The sequence below is a fragment of the Desulfovibrio sp. JY genome, assembly GCA_021730285.1.
In the GTDB taxonomy this organism is placed as follows: Bacteria; Desulfobacterota; Desulfovibrionia; order Desulfovibrionales; family Desulfovibrionaceae; genus Solidesulfovibrio.
Genome location: CP082962.1, coordinates 2,285,065 through 2,305,176, shown reverse-complemented (window position 1 = coordinate 2,305,176; position 20,112 = coordinate 2,285,065). Strand labels below are relative to the sequence as shown.

Below are 20,112 nucleotides of genomic sequence, written 5' to 3'. Positions count from 1 at the left end.
GGCAGGGCGATGTACGTTGATAAAGCCGGCATGATCGACCGCTACGGCGAGCGCAAGCTGATCCAGCTGACCGACCGCGCCGTGCCCGCGACCGGGGGCATCGTCGACGCGGTTCTCGACAAGGCACTGGCCGACGCGGCCGCCGCGATCCACGGGTATGCGCGATCCGCTGGCTATGCCGTGCCGTTTGCCTCGACGCCGGACATGGTCGACGGCTGGCAGGCGGCCATCGCCCTGTACCTGCTCTACCGCGACGAAGCCCCCCCGAAGGTCAAAGAAGACAATGACACGGCCCTGGCCCAGCTCAAGGACTTGGCGGCCGGGCGCATCACCTTGCAGGCGGCCGGCGTCGAAGCGCCGGCTCCCACCGAGGGCGAGGCCGTGCTGATCGACGCGCCGATCCGCATCATGACCGGCGACGCACTCAAGGGGTTTTGACCATGGCCGGCTTCACGATCCGCATCGTTGACGCGGCCCTGCGCACCGCCCTGGCCACCCTGGCCTCCCGGCTCGGCAATATGCAGGACGTCATGGACGATATCGGCAACCGGCTGCTCAATCTCGCCCGTATCGGGTTCACGCGGCAGCAGGCCCCGGACGGCACGCCCTGGAAGCCCCTTGCCGCGTCCACCATCCTGGCCCGGCAGAAGCGCGGCAAGTGGCCGGGGGCAATTCTACGGGTGCAGGGAGAACGCGGCCTCTTTGGCTCCCTGAACTACAAGCCCGGCCCCACGTCCGTGGAGATCGGGGCCGGCTGGGGCAACAGCGCCGCCTATGCCGCGATCCATCAGTTCGGCGGTCAAGCCGGTCGCAGCCACCGGGTGACCATCCCGGCCCGGCCGTACCTGCCGCAGTCGCCTTTGCCGGACGCCTATCTGCGGACGTGCATCGACATCATCAACCAGTACTTGGCGGAGGCTGCGTAGCATGGCGGACCGCACCATCACCGAGATCGAGGACGGCATCCTGGCCAAGCTCACGCCCCTGGCCGAGACCCACGGCGTGCGCGCCATCGAACCGTACAATGGCGAGATGGACCTCGAAAAATTCGAGGGAGCCATACAGCAGTGGCCGGCCGTGCTGGTCCACTACACCGGCTCGTCGTTTGAAGATCGTGGCCCACGCCGGGCGGAATATATGGAGTTCGTCATTTTTGCCTGCGCCCGTCACGGCGGCGATCAAGCCCTGGCGCGCCGGGGGGACGCCACCACCTCGGGCAGCTACGCGCTGCTCAAGGCCGTGGCCGACCTTCTGGAAGGCAAAAAGGTGATCGCGGCCGGCGATGTGTTCCCCTGTATCCGCGTCGGCCAACAGTCCGAAATCCAGGGCCGGGGCCTGAGCGTTTACTCGGCCCGCTATGTCATCGAAACCGTTTACCTCGTATCCATGGAGTAAACCACCATGCCCGTCGAAACCCAACGTGCCGACGTCTCGGCCGTCCTGTCCAAACTGGAGGAAACCTACGCCTTGGATGCCGGGCCGACCCCGGCCGCCAACGGCATCCTCATCAACAAGGGGGCGGAGGTGACCCCCAATGCGGACAAGACCGACCGCGATACCATCAGCACCACGTACAGCAAGACCGGCTCCATTATCGGGGCCAAGTATCTGGACCTGTCCCTCCAGGTCGAGATGCGGGGCGGCGGCATGGACGTGGACGGCATCACGCCGCTGCCGCCGGATTACGACTGTTTGCTGCGCTGTTCCGGCATGCAGCGCCGGGATGCGGTGCGCCTGACACTCAACGAGGCCGCCGCGTTCCAGGCCGGGGAGGTCGTCACCGGCGGCACGTCCGCCGCCACCGGGGTCATCGAGTACCTCGAACGCGACACCATCCTCGTGGTCATCCCCACCACCGGCACGTTTGAAGCCCCCGAGGTCATTACCGGCGGCGAATCCGCCGTCACGGGCAATGTGACCGACGTGACCAAGGCCTTGCTGTACCAGCCCGTGACGGCCGGTCCCTCGGCCCAGAAGTCGGATACGACCTACTTCTGGAAGGATTCCATCCTGCACAAGCTGGTGGGCATCGTCGGCACGTGGTCGCTGACGGCCGAGGTGGGGAAAATCGCCCTCATCGACTTCAAGTTGTCCGGCTTGTGGGCCGACCCGGTGGATTCGGTGCTGCCGGCCCCGACGTTGACCGAACTGGTCGGCGTCCAGGCCATGGGGATGGGCGTCAAGATCGGCTCGTACACTCCGGTCTGTACGGCCCTGAAATTGGACCTGGGAGCCAAGGTCAGCAAGCGCAATGACATCAACGCAAGCGAGGGCCTGATCGGCCTGTACATCTCCGGCCGCGATCCGTCGGGGTCGCTGGACCCCGAAGTGGATAAGCTCGCCACCTACAACCCGTGGAACCTCTGGAAAAGCGGCACCAAGTCCGCCATCAGCGGCTATTTGGGCACCGCCCCCGGCAACCGCGCGGCGTTTTATGTCGGCGCGGCCCAGCGCTCGGACCTGAAATATGGCGCGCGGGAAGGGATCGCCACCTACGCCGAGAGTTACCTCCCCTGCAAGGGGCGCACTGGCGATGATGAAATGTACCTCTGCTACTTCTAACCAATAACCGCCAAACCAAAGCAAGGAGCGACAAATGCCCCGCGAAGCATTCCCCGACCGCAACGTCGTCGAGGTTTACGACACCCTGTCCGACACCGAAATGGAATTCTACTGCGACATCCCGACCGATGCCCAGCGTCTGGCCTGGAGCAACGCAGCCGAGCGCAAGGGCCGCAAGATCGTCATCACCGCGAAGACCTTCAAAAAGCAGACCATGCTGGCCGCCGAAATCACCAATGGTTTCCGCAAGGGCGATCACACGGTCCATGGCTCGGTCATCTCCTCGGACGAAAGCGATCCCGCCTACTACAAGGACTGGAAGCCGATGATGATCAAGCAGATGCCGGACATCCTGCGCGCCGTCGGCCAGAAGATGTTCGCGTCGGTCGCCAGCAAGAAGAACGAGGAACAGGACGGCATCGACGTGGTCATCGAAGACCTGGGAGACCCGGATTTCGCCTTTGACGATAGCGAAGGCGACGCCGCTGCCGCGTCCCCGGCCGTCTCGACCTCGGGCGCGACGGAGGCCACGCCAGCCGTAAACCCTTAATCGCGGCCATCAAGCGCACGCTGGAACACTGCGACGGGGGACGGGAGAAATGCAAGCGCGAAAAGGGAAGCTGGCTGGCAGTCTTCTGCAAGCGTTGCGAGCTGTATCGCTCCCGCCCCTCGCCCTATGTGCTGCGGCTGCTGCGACTGCGCCAGCTGCGGCTGGCCGGCTACCCGTTCGCGGCGGACAGTTTGCCGCTCGATCTGTGGGAGGATTTGGGCGCGCTCGAAACCTACATCCAAAGCAAAAAACCAAGGCTGTTTTAGGGCGGCAACGTGGCTGAGAACAGGGTCCGCATCATAATTGATCTGCCCCCAGAGCAGGCCGTCCAGGGCGTCGGAAAGATCGTCGACGCCATGGACGGCTTGGGGGCTACGGTTACGCGTGCGGGCAAAGAAGCCGACGCGGCCCTGTCCTCGACCATGGCCAAGACCAAGGAGCTGGCCAGCCAGGGCAAGGTCACGGCCGACACTCTCGAAGCCGCTTATCAAAAGCTCGGCATGCGGTCCGGGAATGCCATCCGGGCCGATATCGCCGAGACCGTCGCCGCATACAAGAAGCTGGCAAGCTCCGGGGCGACGTCCGGACGCGACCTGGAAGCCGCCCTGACGGCCACAAAATCCAGGGTTGCCGACCTGCGCCGCGAACTATCCCGGGTCAAGGAGGTGGACAGCCTCAAGGCCCAGGTGCGCCAGGCGCAGCAGTTCGGTGCAGAATTGGGCAATCTAGAGGCCCTGGCCAGGACGGCCGGCACAGCGATCGTGTCGTACCTGTCTGTTCGTGGGCTGGCCGATATGGCCGCCGACATCATGGCCGTGGGTATGCAGTTCGATGCCCTGCGCAACTCCCTGAAGACTGCCAGCGGCGATTCCGCGACCGCCGCCGCCGATTTCGCGTTTGTGAGCAGCGAGGCCAAGCGTCTGGGGTTGGAGTTGCTATCGACCGGCCAAGCCTATGCCCAGCTCAAGAACGCCTCCAAGGGCACGGCGCTGGAAGGCCAGGAGACAGAAAAGATATTTTCCGCCGTGGCCGAGGCGTCCCGGGCGCTCCATTTGACCTCTGACCAGACGAGCGGTGCGCTTTTATCCCTCCAACAGATGATGTCCAAGGGCACGGTCCAGGCCGAGGAGCTGCGGGGCCAGCTGGGTGAACGCCTTCCGGGTGCATTTAACCTGGCTGCCCAGGCCATGGGCGTTACCACCTCCGAGTTGGGCAAGATGTTGGAACAGGGGCAGGTGTTGGCCGTGGACCTCCTGCCGAAGCTGGCCGAGGCCATGCACCAAGCCTATGGGGCCGGCGCGGCCGAAGCGGCCACCAGCGCCGCCGCCGAAATGGAGCGCCTCAAGAACGCCGTCGCCGAGTACAAGGACATGGTTTACACGGCGTTTAGCGAAGAGTTGGCGGGAGCGATCCGCAGCACGAACAGCCTGCTCAGTGAAAACAAGGAAAGCGTCAACCTCTACCTGCTGGGCATCAAGGGATATGCCGCAGGCGCGGCGGCTGAGATCAAGAAAGTTGGCGACGAGGCCGGGATATCCGCCGGAAAGGTCATGAAGGCCGCCGAAGCGATTGCGCGTTTTATCCCGGGCTTGAAAACGGTGATGATGGTTAAGGATTTTTGGGCGGGGGTAGGTGACGCTGTCCAGTCCAAGGGCCAGGATACAGCGCAGCAGAAAGAGCTTACTACGCTATTGGGTGAGATAGAGGACATCGCTAAGAACGGGCAAAAGTCGAGCCTGAAGAGCTATTCGCAGGATGAGTTTAACAAGATGATGGGACTTGCCCCGTCCTATGACTCTTCCAAGCTCATGTCCGGCGTGCCTCTCTCTGCTCTGTCCAAGTTGCAAAAGGCATGGTCCGACATTGTCCCGAAAATAGCGCAGGTCAACAAAGATATTTCGAGCGGGAATTTGCAAGGAACCGGCCTGGAAAAAGCCCTCCAGGACAGAGCCAAGCTCTATGATGGGTTGACCATTGCGCAAGGCGACTACCAGAAGTCCCTGACGAAAGGGAGCAAGGCGGAAGCCAACGCTGCCGTTGCCGCCGAGCGGTACGGCGAGCAGGCGTCCGCCTACCTCATACAGGCCCAGGATCAGTATGCCCAGCTCGTCGCGCAGCTTGAAGGTGACCCGCTGAGTGCGAAGCTGGCAGCGATTGACCGGCAGTACAATTCGGCCGCGGCAAGCATAAGCAGGTCGATGATCGGGGCCAAGGGCTCCACCGAGGCCGCGCGTGCCGCCCTGGAGCAACTCGAAAAGAACCGGGCCGTCGCAAAGAAGATCGCCGAGGCTGACGCTTGGAAGAAATCCATGCAGGACGCGGCCAATATGCTGGGCGAGCTGGGGCGGCTGTCGGGCGACCCGAACGCCCTCTATGCCTCCTCCATGACCACGGCCCAGACCTGGGAGGCGGACCAAAAGAAGCGGATTAACGCCCTTCAGGACGAGGCGGAAAAGACGAAGCAGCTTGGCGAGCTGCAACAGGTCATGGCTTTGAAGGAGCTTGAGGCCAGAAAACAGGCATACGAAGACCTCGCCGGGGTCTCCAGCGAATATTTCGACGCCGAGAAGCAGCGCATCGAACAGCACCTTGCCATCGTCAAGCAAAATGCAACGGACGAGCGGGCCTATAAAATTTACGAGGCCCAGCAGTGGGACGCCTATAACAAGGCACTGCTCGAAAAGCAGGAACAGTATGCGAGCAGCTTCGCCGAAGTGCTGTCCGCGAAATGGGCGCTCACCTACGGGACCTACAAATCCGCCGCGACCCAGGCCCAGGCCGCCTGGGAGCAGACCGCCCAATCGATCGTCGATGCCACAAACAATGTGGTGGATAGCATTGTCAGCGGCGTCGGCGATATGGTGCGCGGTTTTGGCGATGGCACCACCAGCATCGAGAGCTTATTTCAGAGCCTGAAATCCCGCGCTATCAGCATCTTTGCGTCTATGATCGAGGAGATGCTCCGGCGCTGGCTCAACGATTTCGTGGGGCGACTCGACATCGGGAGTCTGTTCGGCTCGTCGTCCAGCTCCAGCTCGACCGGAAGCGGAATCAGTCTGTCCAACCTGACGGGATCGGCCGGTAGCGGCTCTTCCGGCAGCATCTCCAGCGGGTTGTCGGGCTTAAAGAGCCTTGGCGATTACATTGGCAAAGCTACGGGGGGCAGTTTTGCGGATTCCCTGGCCTCGACCACTTCGGACATAGGCGTTGTCATCGGCGATGCTCCGGACATCGGGAAATCCATCGGGAAAGAACTGTCGCAGTACGGCGACGTTTGGAACGCCGGCTCGGATATGTGGTCGACCGGTGAATCCTTCGCTAGCTCCTTTTCGTCGGCTGCCAGCACAGCCTCGTCGCTCTCTTCCGTCCTCTCCTCGACTTTGGGCGTGGTTGGGGCCGTCGGTGCCGTGGCCGGGCTGGTGACCAGCCTGTTTAGCTCCAGCGAAAAAACCGAGAAAACCGGCTCCGGCTACAAGATCGCCATCAACGCCGGCACGCTCAACATGAGCGGCGTGGATTTCTACAAGACCACCACGCAATCGGCCATGGGCGGCACGTCCACCTCCAATTTTTCGGTCGACACCGGCATGGTCGACCCCGATGTCGCCAAGGCGGTCAATGACGCGCTCAAGGAAGCGGCCGAGAATCTCCATGATTTCGGCAAGGTGCTCGGGATCACGACCGGCGACCTGCTGGCCGGGCTGACCATGCCCGAGATGACCATCACGGACGGGCAGATGGATAGCTATATCCGCAACACGTCCAACGTGATGGCGTTTCAAGCGTTGGACAATTCGGGGTTGAGGGGCGCGTTCGACGCCGTTGCCGAGCGATACGAGGTCTACGTCGACGAGTTTTCACGCCTCGCCGACGCCTACCAGCTGGTCGGCGGCTATACCGAGGCCTACGGCTACGACCTGGAGACCCTGGCCGGCATCACGGCCGACGACATCGCCTCGATCCGGCAAATCAATACCGAGACCGCCGAGGGCACATCGCAGGCTATCCTCTCCATGGCCAGCGCCATGGGGGCCACGTCCGACCAGCTGGCCGAGCTGGCGGCCAACGCCAACGATGGTTCGGCGGCGCTGGCGGTCACGGATCAGCAGCTCTCCAAAATACTCCAGGCCGACTACGCCAGCCAGTTGGAAGACGCCGTCGGTGGCGAGGATGCTTTCCAGACGTTGATGCAGAACCTCGTCAAAAACGTGCTGAACAGCGTCGAGGCCTACCAGGAGCAAGCGTCCTACTACACCGACAAGGCCAACCAGTCCCTCCAGGAGCTGGGGGCGTCCGGCGTCACCATCGACAATTTCTGGCAGCGGTTCGACGCGGCCATGCACGGGGCGCTGTCGGTCGACGATTTCGAGAAGTGGGCTGATGCCGCCGGCTGGGTAAACGCCCTCAACACCATCTCCGACGCCCTGGACTCGTGGGCGACGACCGTCCATCAGGCCTATCAGGCTCTGGATGTCCGGGCGCTCAAGGCACAGGGGCTCGATTATCAGGCCGACCTGACCGAGACCCTGGCCAGCGCCGAGCAGGAGCTGACGGCCGCCCGCGCCGCCGGGTACGACGCGGCCTATCTCGCCCGCCTCGCCGAGGTGCAGGCCCTGGAATACGCGGCCAAGATCGCCCAGCACGCCGAGGACTACGCCAAGGAGCTGCGCGACGCCCAAAAACGCTACGCCACGGCCATCGACGACAACTCCTCGCTCATCGCCATTCAGATGGCCGAGAACGCGGCCGAGCTGGCCGACCTCGCCAAAACCTACAATTGGAGCGTGGGATCGGCCGAGGAAGCCCTTTTCCAGACACTCCAGAAGGCCCAATGGGCGGAGTTGATCGCCCAAATCCGGGATTCCGGCGACGCCATCACCCAGGCGACCGAGGCCATGCAGCGGGACCTGGAGGCGCGCAAGGCGACGTTGGCCGGCTATGACGCCGAGGCCGAGGCGCTGCAAAAGGTCGCCGGTTTTGCCGACGAGCTGACCCAGGCTTACGAGGATGGCGTCGACGATAGCCTGCTCGCTGACCTCATGCAGGTCCAGATTGACGAGTTGGCTAAGTATTGGAGTGACACGCTCGACAGCATGAAATCCGATCTGCAAGACCTGTATAAGTCGCAGTCGGATTTGATGGACACGTTGAACGGCTCTACCCAGACAGCCATGCAGGAGTTGCAGGCCCTATTTGTGAGGTACAAGGCCGGAGAAACCGATCTTGCTGACCAGATCATTGAATCCCTGCAAAGCATTGCCTCAGCCGTGGATTCGATGGTCAACGACATCCACGACACGATTTACAAAATCCGCACCGGCGAGGATTACACGACAGACTCGGCCAATGTGGTCGCTGACAACGCCCTGGCCTATTACAATGAGCAGCTGGCCAAGGCGGCGTCCGGCGACACCGATGCCATGGGCTCCATCGGCACCTATGCCACCAGCTATCTGGACGCGGTCAAAAGCAGCACGGCCGACGAGTCGGTCTACGCCTCCGCCCGCGACTATGTGACCAGCACGTTGTCGTCCCTGGCCTCGGGCGCATCGTCGGGCACGTCCGGCCTGTCCGACATCGCCCAGACCGTGACCGATGACCAGATTGCCAAGGCCGAACTGGCCATCAAGCAGGCCGAGGTCGCGCAACGCAAGACCCAGTACGACACGCTGTGGGCGCAGGCCGTGGCTGCGTTCCAGGGGAGCAAGTATGGCTCTTTGGTGGCGCAGATGGCCACCACGGCCGTGGGCTGGTCCGGCGGCGTCGGCAACTTGCTGTCCTCGGATTATTGGGACGGCGGCACCAACTCCATGCGCGCTGCCGATGCGATCCTGAGCGGCTCCGGCGGCATGACGTCGGCCGCCTATGTCGGGTGGTACCTCACCAATTACGGGGCCGGCACCGGGTATGTCGACTGGTCGGGTGCGTTGTCCCAATGGGTCACGTCCTCCCAGGCCACATGGCCATCCGTCGCCGCGCTCCCGTCCGACGTCATGTCGCTCTACAGCCAGGCCATGTCCGCCTACAGCCAATGGCAGGCGCTCAAATCGACCTATGGTTTCGACGCCGGCGGCGTCATCGTCTCGGACAGCGCCTGGGGCGACAACACGCTGGTGCGCGCCAACGACGCCGAGCGCGTGCTGACGCCCAGCCAGAACGAGGCGTTCGAGGAAATCGCGTTCGGCCGTGGCAACGGCGAGCTGGTCTCGGTGCTCATCGCCCGGATGGATAGGCTGGCGGACAAGGTCGATCAGTTCCGCGCCGAATCCGGCCAGTGGAACCGCATCAAGACCCGTAAATTGTCCTCGATGGATGCCCGCCAGGATGATTGGGCGGTCACTGGCAGCCTGCAAGTCGGCGTCAAGGGCACGGTAACGGTGGACGGCAAGGTGGAGGTCGCCTCGTGAAAACCCTCCTGCCCTTGGTCGTCGACGACAATGTGCTGGTCTCCTCCAGCATCCCCGAGGATGACGCCCCCGCCTATGATGCCGACACGGTCTATGGCGTCGGCGAAACCTGCGTGGTGGCGCATCAGATTTACACGTCGCTGCTGGCTAGCAACGCTGGCCACTCCCCACCATCCAGCCTCTCTGGCACCACCCCCTGGTGGTCGGCCAGCGGCTACACCCTCCGATGGCGGGCATTTGATCCCTACATCAATACGACGTCCCATGCCGATGGAGATCAGACCTACGTGCTCGCGGTCAGCTACTGCGATGCGATTGCCATGTTCGGGCTTGTTGCCGAGGCCGTAGATATCGAAGTCAAAAACACTGCTGGCGATGTTGTTTACTCAGAAACAATTGATTTACTGCTAAGTGACCCGCAAAACATTGAGGAATTTATCTATGCGTCGAGGGAGTATAATGACGTCGTATGGATAAATATACCCATGATGACAGCAGCCATCGTGACAATCACGTTGCGCGGGAGTGATGGAACAGATGTCGGCAAGATCATACCCGGTGAGTCAAAATTTTTAGGCAATGCGCAATGGGAACCGACGATTCCAGCAACGGACTACTCAATTTTTGATACAAATACATTTGGCGGTATATATGTTTCTCAAGGCGCTTATGCTGTAGGGTCGGAGGGTGACCTACAAATAGAGACATCCCAACTGCGCGCGGCGTTGCGTGTTGCCCGTTCGTTGCGCGCCACGCCAACAGCTTTTTTCTGCGCCAATGAGGTACACGCCGATGGCCTCAGCGATATTATGATAGCCTATGGGTTGTTGCGTACTTATGAGCCGACGATCAAGACGGCAACCATGCAAGAGGTCTCGTACAAGATAACGGGGGTTAAATAATGGCCGAGCCTACACAAGTCACTCAGGAGATAACGGCGCTCCCCGCATCCCCAACCGAAGGAAGCGGATTTCGCACGCGTTGCATGGCCTTTTTCGCCGGCCTGATCCAGATGGCCACCCAGCTGGAAATATGGAGGTGGCAGGTCAACACGGTAGCCGCCGAGGTCAACGTGGCGGCGTCCACCGCTTCCGAAGGTATCGCCACGGTCACCGATGCGGCGACAACCGCAACCGGCGCGGCCGACACTGCCACGGCCGCCGCAGCCACGGCCACGGCCAAGGCGGATGAAGCCGCCGCATCGGCGGTTCTGGCCGGCGAGGCCCAGGCCGGCTCGGAGGCGGCAAGGGATGTGACGTTTGCGGCTCGGGATGAGGCCGTGGATGCCGCCCAGCAGGCCCTGGCGGGCGGCATCCCTGTCGGCATCGGCACGGCGGCCGGCGACCTCGTCTACTACCCCGAGGCCGGAGCCCCGCAACGGCTGGGGATCGGTTCAGAGGGGAAGGTTCTGCGGGTGGTCGGCGGCTTGCCGGTCTGGGATGATGCCCCGGCTGGCAGTTCCGAGCCGACGCACATCACCAACGCCGGCTTTGGCGTGTGGAGCAACGGGACACTGGAGAGCGCCTACTCCAGCATAAATGTTGTGGAAAATGGTGAATTTGAAACTGACACGAGCGGATGGGTTGGTGTTAACTCTGTCCTTACAAGAGATACGAGCACGTACAATAGTGGCGAGGCGTGTTTAAAAATAACAAATACTACTGCTTCCGCCGGCAGCGCAAGTTATCCTCTTGTTGGGTTGAGTATAGGTCATGTTTATAAGGTTGCTGTTAGTCGTAAAAATGGAACAGGAATAGCAGGCTCAATGTGCATTGGCACAACCGCATCAAGTTTTGATGTCGTAAATACTTATCAAGGAGTAACTACTTCATTTTCGCAATCTGTAGCAGTCTTTGAGGCTACGGCTACGACCTTATATTTAAACTGTTTTGTAAATTCATCAACAATCGGTCAATACAGCTATATTGATTCCATTTCTGTATATGACATGGGGCCGAACCTCGTCAGTAATGGAACATTCAACAACGACACGACAGGGTGGTCTGGCCATAATGGAGCTACTATTTCAGCTGTTAGTGGTGGCATAAATGGAAATTGTGGCCAATTATCACAAGTTCTTAGTGGAGCTGTGTATCAACAGATTAGCTGGTTAACAGAAGGAAAATTATATCGTATTTCAGCTTGGCTAAAAAACGGAAGCTGTAATCCTGCTTTAGGAGTTGGGACGTCAGCAGGTGTTGACAACACAATAATTGGATTTAATACGGGTAGTTGGTCTTCTCTTTCGTCTTGGACTTTCTTTTCTGGGATATTCGAAGCACCATCTGTCCCGATATACATTAATCTTATGGGCAGCACTGCCTCTCAAACAGCTTTGTTCGATTCGATCACCATAACAGAGGTCACGGTCGGATGCGTCGACTACAACACAAAGGCACTCGACCTTTGGAACAAAGACCTCACGAGCAAATGCTGGCGCGAGGCCAACAATGTCCACGCCGGCTCCTACTACGCCCTGCGCGTCTACGGCGGCAAGGTGTACTGGAGTGATGGCCAGCGTGTGGCGACGCCCGAGTTTTGCCGCCGCTACGCTGGGGCCGGCCCTGTGGTCATCGGCGTATGGGTCCATTCCTCGGTCGCCAATAAGGCCAGGATAGGGATCATCGACAGCGCGGGCGAGAGCTGGTCGGAGTACCACCCGGGTGATGGACTGTACCACTATCTCCAGGTCACACGCACACCAGCCGCTGGCATAACGTCGTTCCAGGCGGTTGCGGACAGCGGAACGGATGCAGAGGCGGTCTTTAGCCAGCCCCAATTGCAGCGGGGGAACCTACTGGATGAGGGGAGCTTTGTGGGCAGGACAGGAGAAATAATTCGATTCCCGTCCATACAATCCACTAAATACACATGGGCAGGAAAAACTGCTCAAGCATTTACGGCACATTCTATCGCTGTTGATTCTAATTGCAGACTCCCTCGAGGAATAAAGTCAGTTATCATCACTTTCGTTGCTGACGATAATGGCTCTGCCACTGCAACCCTATCTAATCGCGTTGCCATTGTAAACTCAACTGGCCCTAGCGGGGAAGCGGTTAACGGAATAAATAATGCAGACTATGGTGTTATAGTAAATGCTGGGTCTTCCGCATACAATTTTGCTAACGGGGCAATACCTGTCAATGCTGATGGACAAATATTCGTTGGATTTAGCTCGTCTGGCACTAACACTATGTATTTTTCGCTGAAATATGGAGGGGTAGAAATCTAATGGTAACACTTCGAGACATCAGCGCTGGCGTTGCCTCTATCAATATTAACCTCGACGGCACCACCTACGTCTGGACGGTCGGTGCTTTGGATGGCGTCGCCGACGTCCAGGCCTACCTGGAAGCCCATGCCGACGACTACCGATCCGACATCCGCGCGGCCCTGGCCATGGGGCGACAGCTGGAGATCGTGACGCCGCCGACGCTGACCGAGGCCATTGCCGCCAAACTCGCCGCGATCCGCGCCGCGTGCGACGCGGCGCTGAATCCCTTGGCGGCATCCTACCCGGAACGCGAGGTGCAATCCTGGCCGCAGCAGGTGACAGAGGCCACGGCATTGGAGAGCGATGCCGCCGCGTCCGCGCCGCTGATCCGTCAGATGGCGGCTATGCGTCCGAGCCTCGGCGATACCCAGGATGCGCGCGTCGCCGAACTGGCCCGGCGCATCCGGCAAAATGCGGCGGACTGGTCCGCTGTGGCTGGCCCGATCATCGGGAAGCGGCAGGCTCTGGAGGATCAAGTGTCGATGGCGACTACGCCGGCCAAGGTCGAGGCTATCGTTGTCGATTTCACCGGGGGTGCGGCATGATCCGATATCTGATCCTCTCCATTGATGGCGGCGGCATCCTCGGCCTGATCCCGGCAATGGTCCTAGCCGAAATTGAGGCCCGGACCGGGCGGCTCGCCGGAAGCCTCTTCGAGTCGATGTCCGGCACATCCACGGGCGGCATCATCGTCAGCGGCGCAGCCGTTGGTATCCCAGCCCGGCAGATCGCGGACCTCTACCGCCAGCGCGGCGCACAGATATTCAGCCGGTCGTGGCTGCATAGGTTGGTGACGGGGTGGGGCCTGTGGGGACCGCAGTATGGCGCGGCGGGCATAGAGTCGGCCTTGGCCGGGGTGTTCGGTGATCGCCGATTGTCGGATTGCGGTCCCTCGCTCCTGGTCCCGGCCTACGACATCGAGGCCCGCACCTCGACCCTGTTCAAGTCTGCCAAGGCGGCGACCGATCCGCGCCGCGATTTTTACGTGCGCGACGTCTGCCGGGCGACCAGCGCCGCGCCGACGTATTTCCCCCCGGCGCGCATCACCTCTCTGGCCGGGGACGTCGTCACGGCCGTGGATGGCGGTTTATTCGCCAACAATCCCACGATGTGCGCCCTTACCCAGGCGGTCAAAACCGGCGCGCTCGACAGCGTGGCCATGGTCTCGCTCGGCACCGGCCAGATCAGCGCCCCCTATCTTTATAATAGGGCGCGCCGCTGGGGCGCGGCAAAGTGGTTGCGGCCGCTGCTGGCGTGCATGTTCGACGGCCAAAGCGACATCGCCGCCCACCAGTGCCAGACCATGCTCGGCCGGGATCGGTTTATCCGGCTCCAGCCAGCCCTGGCCGAGGACATGGCCATGGATGACGCCAGCCCCGCAGCGATCGAGACCCTCGAAGCTGTGGCCCGGGGGCTGATCGCCGACCAGGACGCGGAGCTGGATCGTATTTGCGAGATGGTGACGCGGCGGGCGGCATAAGTGGAGCAGGCGGGACGGATTACGGCCGTCCCACTGGCCCGGCTGGGGATCGCCGGTCCACCGGCTTGCGCCAGCTGCTCCCTCCCCTGCGGATCAAGGGTGGAAGGGGCGTAGCAGCGCGAGCGCAACCTGTAAAGCCAGGGAGAATGAAGGAAATCCGATGCGGCCGATGTAGTCGTTTGTTGGCCAAGGGGGAGGCCCTGGACCTCTCCATCAAGTGCCCCAGGTGCGGGGCAATCAACCATGTGAGGGCCACGAGCCCCAGCCAAGAGAGCCTGAGAGCCCCAACACGGGAGCCCTCACATGGACCATCACAAGACGATCTTTGACAATGGCATATTGTATAACGGCGACGCCCTGGCTGTGCTCCGCGATCTGCCGGATGCCTCGGTGGACGCCATTTTGACAGACCCGCCATATTCGTCCGGCGGGCTCCATGCCGGCGCGCGCCGAAAGGAGCCGGCCCAAAAGTACCAATCGGCAGGCACCAAGCGGACCTATCCGCCCATGCTCGGCGACCTCAAAGACCAGCGATCCTTCGTCATGTGGGCTACCCTGTGGCTTTCGCAATGCTGGCGGCTGGCCAAGCCGGGTGCGCCGGTCATGGTATTTTCGGACTGGCGGCAGCTCCCGGCCATGACCGACGCGATCCAGGCCGCCGGCTTCGAGTGGCGCGGCATTGTGGTCTGGCACAAGCCAAGCGCCCGGCCTATGCTGGGGTCGTTCCGGCGTGACGCCGAGTTCGTGGTCCATGCCGTCAAAGCCCCGGCCCAGGCGTTTACCCGACGTTGCTTCCCTGGTGTCTTTGCCCACCGGGTAAACCCCGCCGCCAAGGTGCATCTGACGAGCAAGCCGGTCGATTTGCTGGTCGACCTGCTCCAGGTTACGCCCGAGGGTGGGGTGATCCTCGATCCGTTCATGGGTGGCGGCACCACGGCCGTGGCCTGCCAGAAGACCGGCCGGCGGTTCGTCGGTGTGGAGCTGTCGAGGGAATATTACGAGCGTATAGCCGAGCGGATCAGGGCGATGGCTGAGCTTGCCCGAGCTAGGGCCTGATGGCATCCTGCCCGCATAAGGAGAAAGAGACATGGACCTCAATATGATTGCAGGCAAGCTCGGTCGACTGGGCCTGATCGGCACGGATGGGGACGGGGTGTCTCTGTCGATGATGGGACCGTTGCTGTTTATAAGCGATGGTTCGACAGGATTCTATGCCGATCCTCGGGCGGCGTGGCAGGGCATCAAAGCGCTGGACGAGTGTACGTTTGACCAGTTTTGGGAGCGCGAGTGGCTGGATGGCCCTGTATATGATTCCCTGGCTGAGGTGTGGGAGTCGCTGGACACGCCGCTGATTGAGGCTGCAAGCAAACCCCCGCGCGCCTCTGACTACATTGCCATCGGCCGCCTCCGGCGCTTTGGGACGCGGGATTATCTCATCCAAACCGAGTCTGGGGAGTATGGGATTGTGGACGATAAACAGGCGGAGAAATGGCGGCTGACGCCGCTCGAATAGGCTACCCAAAAAAGGCCACGCCCCATGGGAGTGGCCTTCAAAACTAAACGTCGTTGTACACAAAACTAAAGGTCGCCCTACAGCAGCAACAGAGGGCGGGATGTGGACTAGATGTGGACCAAAGAAAAAGCGGCTTACGTGGTCGACGTAAACCGCTGAATTCGCTTGGCGTCCCCAAGGGGATTTGAACCCCTGTTAGCGGCGTGAGAGGCCGCCGTCCTAGGCCACTAGACGATGGGGACGGACGCTTGCTGGTGGGCCGTGCTGGGCTCGAACCAGCGACTCTCTGCTTAAAAGGCAGATACTCTACCGACTGAGTTAACGGCCCACACGGGAAGAAATCGATTATGCGCATCCGGCCCAGGTGTCAAGCGTTATTCGCCCGCTCATCGGAAAAAACGCCACGACCTCGCCGCGCTTCCCAAAGAAGCCGCCCCTGGCTATACCTCCCCCCACCATGGATTTCGCACACCTTTGGCACTCCCTGCTGTGGCCGCTTGGCCGCCTCCTCGTGTCCCTGGCCATCGGCCTGCTCGTGGCCAATCTCATCGAGGCCCTCAACTGGACCCGCTTTCTGGCCCGCCTGGCTGCGCCCATCATCCGGCTGGGCCATCTCAAGGACGTGGTCGGCGCCAGCTTCTCCATGGCCTTTTTTTCCGGCATGGCCGCCAATTCGCTGCTGGCCGAGGCCTATAGCGCCAAAAAGCTCACCGACCGCGAGCTGATCCTGGCCAACCTCTTCAACAGCCTGCCCACCTACTTCCTCCATCTGCCCCAGATGTTTTTCATCACCGTGCCCTTTCTCGGCACGCGACCGGCCGCGCTCTACGTCGGCCTGACCCTGCTCGCCGCCCTGCTGCGCACAGTGGCCATCCTGGCCTACGGCCGCCTGGTCCTGCCGCCCCTGCCGGACGGCTGCGTGGTCTGCCACCTGAAGGACGGCGATTTTTCCTGGCGCAAGGCCCTGCGCAAGGGGCTTCGGCGCTTTTCGAAACGCATCCGCACCATGGTGCTTTTCACCGTGCCCATCTACATCGGCATCCATTTTCTGGCCGTTTCCGGCGCGTTCGGGGCCATGGAAAAGTGGCTCTCGGCCCACCTCGGCTTCCTGTCCTTCATGACGCCCCAGGCCGCAAGCATCGTCATGTTCCAGGTGGTGGCCGAATTCACGGCCGGGCTGGCCGCGGCCGGGGCCATGCTCGGCGCCGGCGACCTGACCACACGGCAGGTGGTGCTGGCCCTGCTCGTCGGCAACATCCTGTCCACGCCCATGCGCGCCTTCCGCCACCAGTTTCCGTACTATGCCGGCATTTTCAAGCCCAAGGCGGCGATGCGGCTGATCGTGCACAACCAGGCCCTGCGGGCGGCCAGCATCCTGCTCGTCACCGTGGGTTACGCCATTTTGGGCTGAACCATGCGGGAAGGCATATTCTCCGCTTCGCCGGTCACCGCGACGACCGGTCGAGCGGGTCTCCCGTAAGGCCCTGGAGCGGCCTGGGCCCTGGGTCGGGAGCGCCGTAAAATGCTCTAAAAAACCTCTGCCGCCTGGCATATATTTGTTGTGTTTGTATGCGGTCTGTGTACAATAAGGCACTTTTATCAACGCGCATGCCAACTTTCGCTGCTTGGACCCTTGGAAGACGCCCCCCAACACGCCGAAAAAGACCATGCCAAAGAACGGAGCTACCGTACATGTCGAAGAAACTTTACGTGGGTAACCTGTCCTTCTCCTCCACGGAAGACGATGTCCGCGACCATTTCGCCCCCTACGGCGAAGTCATCAGCGTCAACCTCATCACCGATCGCGAGACCGGCCGCCTGCGCGGTTTCGGCTTCGTGGAGATGGATGACGAAGGCGCTTCCGCTGCCATCGCCGCCCTGGACGGCAAGGAACTGGCCGGCCGGACTCTGAAGGTCAACGAAGCTCAGGAAAAGCCCCGTTCCGGTGGCGGCGGCGGCGGTCGTCGTGGCGGCAGCGGCGGTGGCTACGGCGGCGGCGGTCGCTGGTAGTATGCCGATACGGTCCGCTTCGATCCGTGAACAACGGGTGCGGGCTGTCTGATAAAGCCACTCAAGGGCCGGGACGTCTGTTCCGGCCCTTTTTCATGCCCGTTGCCGCGTTGTTGCGGGCTCGAAATCCCTGTCTGCATGCTTTCGGGCAACATCCACAGCGCGCTACTTCTTTCGCGTCAGCACGCCGCGGCCCCTTGCGGGCGCAACACCCGATCCGACGCCCCGGGCAACGGCCATAAAAAAAGCCGGAGCCCGAAAGCTCCGGCCTTGCGCGGCAACGCAACGCATAGGCCGGCGGTCGTCGTGGACCGGGAGGGTTCCCGGGTCCACGGCGGCCGGCATCATCTTACTAGAACTTGTAGGACAGGCCGAAAGAAACCTTCCAGGTATCGCCGTCCCGGGACTGGCTGACCAGCCGATGGCCCCACACGCTCTGCTTGAACTCGCCGTGGGCCCAGCCCGTTTCCACAATGGCGGCCAGGTTCTGGTAGATCATGTACTTGTTGTCGAAGTTGACGCCAAGCACGTACTCGCCCACGGCCAGGTCGCGACCCATGACGAAGTAGGGGTTGCTGCCCATGTAGCTGTTGAGGAAGCGGATGGCCCGGGCCGAGTTGGTGCCGCCGACAAAGGTGAAGGTCAGGCGGTGGGTCATCTTCTCAATAAAGCTCATGTTGTCGAGGCTGGCGCCGAGGCCCCAGGAGCCGACCGGGCTCATGGCCATGTTGGCGTCCTTGACCAGTTCCTGGTTGTCGTCAAACAGGAAGGTGTTGCCCGGACCCCAGTTGGAACGGATGATGGGCATGCGCTCGGAACCGTTCATGGTGGACTTGTCTTCGCCGGTGGACCACCAGCCGAAGGCCTTGGGGGTGAGCAGGTCCCAGCCGGTGTATTCCGCGCCGGCGTCGAAAAACCAGCCTTCGCGGCGGTTCTTCTTGCGGTCGCTCTGGGAGCCGGTCCCGTAGATCACGTCGGCGTAGAAGCGCACGGGATCGAGTGCGGACACCTCAAAGGCGCCGCCGGCCCACCAGAAGGCGTTCTGATCGTTCTTCCACAGCGTGGGGCTCAGGTACGTCCCGGCCGAGGTCAGGTTGTCGGCGTAGAAGGACGTCTTGTACTGGGAGCTCTTGTTGGTGAAGTAGTCGGTGTTGCGTCCGGCCACGGCCACCGCGCCCCAGGGCGTGGCCTTGAAGCCTTCCAGGGTGACGGGCAGGGCCAGGAAGTAGGCGTCGAGCTCGTCGGCCACCTGGGTGGTGGTGTTGTCATAGGTGCGGTCGGTATCGATCAGACGCCCGAAGCCGGCCACGGCCGAAAGGGTCTTGTCGATAAGCGGCGCCTTCACCACGAGGGCGGCCATGTTGTCGCCGAAGACCGGCGAGGAGTAGAAAAGCTGGCTCTGGGGCATTTCGACGCGCTGCAGGCCGGCCGTGGCCGAAACCGCGCACCCCGGGAGCTTGAACTGCAGGAAGGCCTGGTAGGGCACCACGGCCGTGGTCGGGTTGGCGGCGGTGTAGGTGCCGTGGCCCCAGGTATCCTCCACCTTGAGCGAAAGCCGAAACTTCACGGCTTCGTTGGCGACGAAGTCGGTCCGCACGCGGAAGCGCTCCCAGATCTGGAAGCTTTCCTCGGTCTTGGAAGGACCCTTCCAGGTCGGCTTGGCCGAGGTCCAGGCCGGCGCGTTCCAGCCCGTGAAATTGCGGTTGGAATAAAAGACGCCGTAGACAAGGGCGTCACCCACCATCCTCACTTCCGTGGCCGCCTGGGCCGCGGCGCACAGGACCACGACGCAAGAAACAGCCATGGCCAGGCTGCGCAATAGTTTCATCATCCCTCCCTCTTTTGCGACTGTTCGCCTTTGCAGAAATAGCCGTTGCCGCTTGTCGACCTGTGGCGAAGAGGTCGTTACGGTTTGTAAAATATTACAAATATGACAGCAAACGACATAAGTTAAATAATTACAGTATGTTATAAATTATAAAAACAACAGCAACAGACACGCGCAGTTGCATGACAATGACAGTGCATGATTTCTGGATTGAATATGGAAAGATTACGATCACGATAATATTGAATAATCGTGATTCTTGATTTTCACACCATGAATTACGACGCAAAAAATGCTATCTAAAAACCGATACTGAAATCATCCTGCATACGATACACAGAAAGTACAACAAAAATCTCGCAAGCAGCGTGTCTGCTCCGGCTTACGTTCTTCTTTCACCCCGCAACAACAGTTCCACCTCTTTGGCGATGGCCATATTTCCTTTTCCAAAAAGGGAGAAAACCCGGCATTGCCTCTCGTTTTGGATT

The 20,112-nt window shown here is 61.2% G+C and carries 17 protein-coding genes and 2 tRNA genes; 16 read left to right on the top strand and 3 right to left on the bottom strand.

The features are described from left to right. Window positions 1-9 precede the first annotated feature (9 nt). The 14 genes from K9F62_10320 to K9F62_10255 all read left to right on the top strand — a co-directional run bounded on the left by K9F62_10320 (window position 10) and on the right by K9F62_10255 (window position 15,786). On the top strand, window positions 10-438 hold the full coding sequence (locus K9F62_10320) for a DUF1320 domain-containing protein (GenBank protein ID UJX43039.1): 429 nt from the start codon (window positions 10-12) through the stop codon (window positions 436-438). 2 nt (window positions 439-440) lie between these two features. Next, window positions 441-926 (top strand): phage virion morphogenesis protein, encoded by a 486-nt coding sequence (locus K9F62_10315; GenBank protein UJX43038.1) that lies wholly within the window; start codon window positions 441-443, stop codon window positions 924-926. Window position 927: 1 nt separating this feature from the next. Beyond that, window positions 928-1,395, top strand: a complete 468-nt coding sequence (locus K9F62_10310; protein ID UJX43037.1) for a DUF1834 family protein — start codon at window positions 928-930, stop codon at window positions 1,393-1,395. 6 nt (window positions 1,396-1,401) lie between these two features. Continuing rightward, window positions 1,402-2,562 carry a hypothetical protein gene (locus K9F62_10305; protein ID UJX43036.1) on the top strand — a complete coding sequence of 387 codons (1,161 nt, stop codon included), beginning with the start codon at window positions 1,402-1,404 and terminating at the stop codon, window positions 2,560-2,562. A gap of 34 nt (window positions 2,563-2,596) precedes the next feature. Further along, window positions 2,597-3,112, top strand: coding sequence for a hypothetical protein (locus K9F62_10300; GenBank protein UJX43035.1), 516 nt, complete (start codon window positions 2,597-2,599; stop codon window positions 3,110-3,112). Between the two features lie 128 nt (window positions 3,113-3,240). Then, on the top strand, window positions 3,241-3,378 hold the full coding sequence (locus tag K9F62_10295; GenBank protein UJX43034.1) for a hypothetical protein: 138 nt from the start codon (window positions 3,241-3,243) through the stop codon (window positions 3,376-3,378). 9 nt (window positions 3,379-3,387) lie between these two features. Further along, complete coding sequence (locus tag K9F62_10290; protein ID UJX43033.1) at window positions 3,388-9,519, top strand: tape measure protein; 6,132 nt, start codon at window positions 3,388-3,390, stop codon at window positions 9,517-9,519. Next, complete coding sequence (locus tag K9F62_10285) at window positions 9,516-10,421, top strand: hypothetical protein (GenBank protein ID UJX43032.1); 906 nt, start codon at window positions 9,516-9,518, stop codon at window positions 10,419-10,421. Before K9F62_10290 ends, K9F62_10285 begins: the two co-directional genes overlap by 4 nt. Continuing rightward, window positions 10,421-12,751 (top strand): hypothetical protein, encoded by a 2,331-nt coding sequence (locus K9F62_10280; protein ID UJX43031.1) that lies wholly within the window; start codon window positions 10,421-10,423, stop codon window positions 12,749-12,751. Before K9F62_10285 ends, K9F62_10280 begins: the two co-directional genes overlap by 1 nt. After that, window positions 12,751-13,338 (top strand): hypothetical protein, encoded by a 588-nt coding sequence (locus K9F62_10275; protein ID UJX43030.1) that lies wholly within the window; start codon window positions 12,751-12,753, stop codon window positions 13,336-13,338. The genes K9F62_10280 and K9F62_10275 overlap by 1 nt, the downstream gene beginning before the upstream one ends. After that, window positions 13,338-14,273 carry a patatin-like phospholipase family protein gene (locus K9F62_10270; protein ID UJX43185.1) on the top strand — a complete coding sequence of 312 codons (936 nt, stop codon included), beginning with the start codon at window positions 13,338-13,340 and terminating at the stop codon, window positions 14,271-14,273. The genes K9F62_10275 and K9F62_10270 overlap by 1 nt, the downstream gene beginning before the upstream one ends. 146 nt (window positions 14,274-14,419) lie before the next feature. Next, window positions 14,420-14,602, top strand: coding sequence for a Com family DNA-binding transcriptional regulator (locus K9F62_10265; GenBank protein UJX43029.1), 183 nt, complete (start codon window positions 14,420-14,422; stop codon window positions 14,600-14,602). Then, the gene (locus K9F62_10260) at window positions 14,577-15,329 is read left to right on the top strand and encodes a site-specific DNA-methyltransferase (protein ID UJX43028.1); all 753 of its coding nucleotides are present in this window, start codon (window positions 14,577-14,579) and stop codon (window positions 15,327-15,329) included. Before K9F62_10265 ends, K9F62_10260 begins: the two co-directional genes overlap by 26 nt. Window positions 15,330-15,360: 31 nt before the next feature. Continuing rightward, entirely contained in the window at window positions 15,361-15,786 is a 426-nt protein-coding gene (locus K9F62_10255; GenBank protein ID UJX43027.1) for a hypothetical protein, read from the top strand. 166 nt (window positions 15,787-15,952) lie between these two features. Here the strand turns inward: K9F62_10255 and K9F62_10250 are convergent. After that, window positions 15,953-16,028, bottom strand: a tRNA-Glu gene (locus K9F62_10250). 10 nt (window positions 16,029-16,038) lie between these two features. Continuing rightward, window positions 16,039-16,114: transfer RNA gene (locus tag K9F62_10245), tRNA-Lys, on the bottom strand. A gap of 129 nt (window positions 16,115-16,243) precedes the next feature. Between K9F62_10245 and K9F62_10240 the strand changes: the two genes are divergently transcribed. Together K9F62_10240 and K9F62_10235 are read left to right on the top strand one after the other, a co-directional pair. Next, window positions 16,244-17,197 carry a hypothetical protein gene (locus K9F62_10240; GenBank protein UJX43026.1) on the top strand — a complete coding sequence of 318 codons (954 nt, stop codon included), beginning with the start codon at window positions 16,244-16,246 and terminating at the stop codon, window positions 17,195-17,197. A 281-nt stretch (window positions 17,198-17,478) separates the two neighbouring features. Continuing rightward, entirely contained in the window at window positions 17,479-17,796 is a 318-nt protein-coding gene (locus K9F62_10235) for an RNA-binding protein (protein ID UJX43025.1), read from the top strand. 352 nt (window positions 17,797-18,148) lie between these two features. On the opposite strand, the gene K9F62_10230 is transcribed toward K9F62_10235, so the two are convergent. Then, on the bottom strand, window positions 18,149-19,624 hold the full coding sequence (locus K9F62_10230; protein UJX43024.1) for an outer membrane homotrimeric porin: 1,476 nt from the start codon (window positions 19,622-19,624) through the stop codon (window positions 18,149-18,151). Between the last annotated feature and the right edge of the window lie 488 nt (window positions 19,625-20,112).